The organism is Dietzia sp. B44 (assembly GCF_014145245.1).
In the GTDB taxonomy this organism is placed as follows: domain Bacteria; phylum Actinomycetota; class Actinomycetes; order Mycobacteriales; family Mycobacteriaceae; genus Dietzia; species Dietzia natronolimnaea.
Genome location: NZ_JAALEF010000318.1, coordinates 1 through 2,596 on the forward strand (window position 1 = coordinate 1; position 2,596 = coordinate 2,596).

Annotated in this window: 4 protein-coding genes; 3 read left to right on the plus strand and 1 reads right to left on the minus strand. The window is 71.8% G+C overall.

Going from position 1 to position 2,596, the window contains the following annotated elements; genetic code table 11:
- A partial coding sequence (locus G6017_RS10980; protein WP_182617346.1) for an ABC transporter permease occupies positions 1-1,183 on the plus strand: 1,183 nt, incomplete at its 5' end.
- A gap of 69 nt (positions 1,184-1,252) precedes the next feature.
- On the plus strand, positions 1,253-2,062 hold the full coding sequence (locus G6017_RS10985; RefSeq protein WP_182617348.1) for a hypothetical protein: 810 nt from the start codon (positions 1,253-1,255) through the stop codon (positions 2,060-2,062).
- Between the two features lies 1 nt (position 2,063).
- On the opposite strand, the gene G6017_RS10990 is transcribed toward G6017_RS10985, so the two are convergent.
- Complete coding sequence (locus G6017_RS10990) at positions 2,064-2,393, minus strand: DUF4229 domain-containing protein (protein ID WP_179523207.1); 330 nt, start codon at positions 2,391-2,393, stop codon at positions 2,064-2,066.
- Between the two features lie 24 nt (positions 2,394-2,417).
- On the opposite strand from G6017_RS10990, the gene G6017_RS10995 reads away from it, so the two are divergent.
- Positions 2,418-2,594 (plus strand): hypothetical protein, encoded by a 177-nt coding sequence (locus G6017_RS10995; RefSeq protein WP_206682432.1) that lies wholly within the window; start codon positions 2,418-2,420, stop codon positions 2,592-2,594.
- Positions 2,595-2,596 lie beyond the last annotated feature (2 nt).

Here is a 2,596-nt window from a genome sequence, read left to right on the forward strand (position 1 = left end):
GCTCGGGATGATCGGCACTGTGGTCGGACCGGTCCTCGGACCCGTCGGCCTGCTCGGCGCACGCAACACCGCGCGCAGTCCGCGCCGCACGGCCGCCACCTCGGCCGCCGTGCTGGTGGGCGTGACCCTCACCTCGACCATGGTCACCGGGATCGCCCTGCTGGGGCCCGCCATCGAGTCGCGACTGGTCGACCGCGTCCCGCTGGACGTTGCCGTCACCGCACCCGACGGGATGTTGCCCGGCGGGCTGCCCGAGCAACTGGCGGGACTGGACGGGGTGGCGGACTCCCTCGTCGTCGTCGACATGTACGCCCGCGACGACGACGGTAGGCGCACGGTCCTGCGCGTGGCCGATCCGTCCCGGGTGGCACAGGTGATGCGCCGCGAGGTCACCCTTCCCGGCCCGGGCGAGATCGTGCTGCCCGAGTCCTCCCCCGTCGCCGCGGACGCCCGTGACGGCGACACCGTCCGGTTCCGCTTCTTCACCGACGACGACGGACGGGACCTCGTCGTGCGCCGCTCATCCGACCAGTGGGCCCTCGCCGCCCCGGGCAGCGTCCCCGACTGGCCCGTGGCGCACCTGCCGGACGGATCCCCCTGGCCGGAGGGTCAGGAGATCCCGCAGCAGTTCGTCCCGCGCACCGAGCAGTGGCTGCGGATGGACGACGACCTCGAGGGCGGGTCCCTCGAGGCGGCGCTCGACGGGGTGAGGTCGGCGGTGGTGGACGCCGACCCGTCGCTGGCGGTCACCGAGACGTTCGCCTCCCGCGACCAGATCGCGGGCTCCGTCCGGACCGTGCTCACGTCCAGTTCGCTCCTGCTGGCGGTGGCGGTGGCGCTCGCACTGGTGGGAGTGGTCAACACGCTCACGCTCGCGGTCCGGGAGCGGACGCGCGAGATCGGGTTGCTCCGCGGCGTGGGCGTCACCCGGACCGGCGTGTGGCTGATGCTCGTCGCGGAGACCGCACTGGTGGCGGCGAGCGCCTCGGCACTCGGGGTGGTCCTGGGTGCGGCGTTCGGCAGGCTCGGCGCGGTCGCCATGGTGGGCCCCGGGATCGCCGGTAACATCGCGCCACCGGTGACCGATCTGATCACGGTGGGAGTCGGTGGGCTCGGGGCCGCCGTCCTCGCCGCCGCCGTGGCCTCACTCGGCGCGGTCCGCACGCGGGCGGCCGGCATCTGACCCCCGGCATGACGTGTTCCACAGCGTCGACCGGTAGCCATCCTTTGACGGAACTGAGACACTATCGTTATGCAAATTCGGGTGCTCCTGTCCGCCGGCGCGATCGCGCTGGTGGCGGCGTCGTGCGCACAGCCGGATCCGCAGGTCCTGTCTGAAGCCCCGGGGTCCGCCTCTGCCACCGAACTGACCACCGCGGCCGAACCGACCGAGCGCGAGACCCAACCGGGTCGCTTCATCGCGCGGTGCGCGACCGAGGCCGACGGCGGCACCCCCGGGATGACCGTCTTCACGGACGGTAGCCAGAGCGTCACCGACCATTGCCTCAGCCGCTATTACATCGGGGTGCAGCCCGCCCCGGGAGCGCTGTACGTCGCCGACGACGAGACGGGGACCTACGCTCCTCCCCGCCAGCCCGCGACGGGCACCCCGACCACCCAGTGGACTCCGGCCCAGCCGCGGACGGACGTCGGTGTGCAGGATCCGTGGTTCGACGCCGACGAGCCCGACGGGGACCCGGACGAGCCGACGGAGAACGGTCCGGGCGACGGCACCACCGAGGAGACGACACCGGGCACGCCGGTGACCCCACCGGAGGGCACGACGCCGCCGACCACCTCACCGACCAGCCCGCCCACCTCTCCCGGAGGCACGGAGCCCTCCACCCCGGGCGAGGTCGAGACCACCACGACCGGGGGACAGGTCAGCCAACCCACCACCGGATCCACGGAACCGGCGCCGACAGAGGTGCCGACCGCGCCCGGAACCGTCGAGTCCGAACCCCCGGCAGCCCAGAACTCGGTCCTGCCGCCGTTCGGGTGGAGGGGTTCGTTCGGGTCGGAGCAGCTCCCGGCGCTGCCCTGGCCCGCACCGACCAGCTAGGTCAGGCCTCGTCCATCCGACGACGCAGGTCCTCGCGCTTGGCCCGCCGGTCGGCGTCGACCGCCGAGATGTCGGAGTTGATCTCCGCGCGCAGGCGGGTGAACAGGATCATGGACAACGGTAGCGCGACCACCACCGAGAGTATCGCCGCGACGAGCACCGGGACGTCCACCCCGGCGAGGCGGCCGATCCCTATGATGACCAGGGTCAACGCCACGACCATCAGCAGTCTCAACACGGTGTAGAACATCATGTTGCGGGCCAGCCGTGCGCCGGGCCTGGTTCCGGTGGTCACCTGTGCCGGGATTGCCGACTCGTCTCGCTCGCTCATGAACACCAGGATACGTATCGTGGTGTGAAGGAGGTTCGAGTGATCTGGCTGTTCGCACTCATCGGTGTGGTGACCGTGGCAATCCTGCTGTGGCGGGCCTTCGGGCCCGGTTCACGGCCGGCCCCGCCGCGGGTGATCGCACCGGACGACGACCCTGATTTCCTACGGGATCTCGACGGGCGTAAACCCCTGGACCCCTAGCG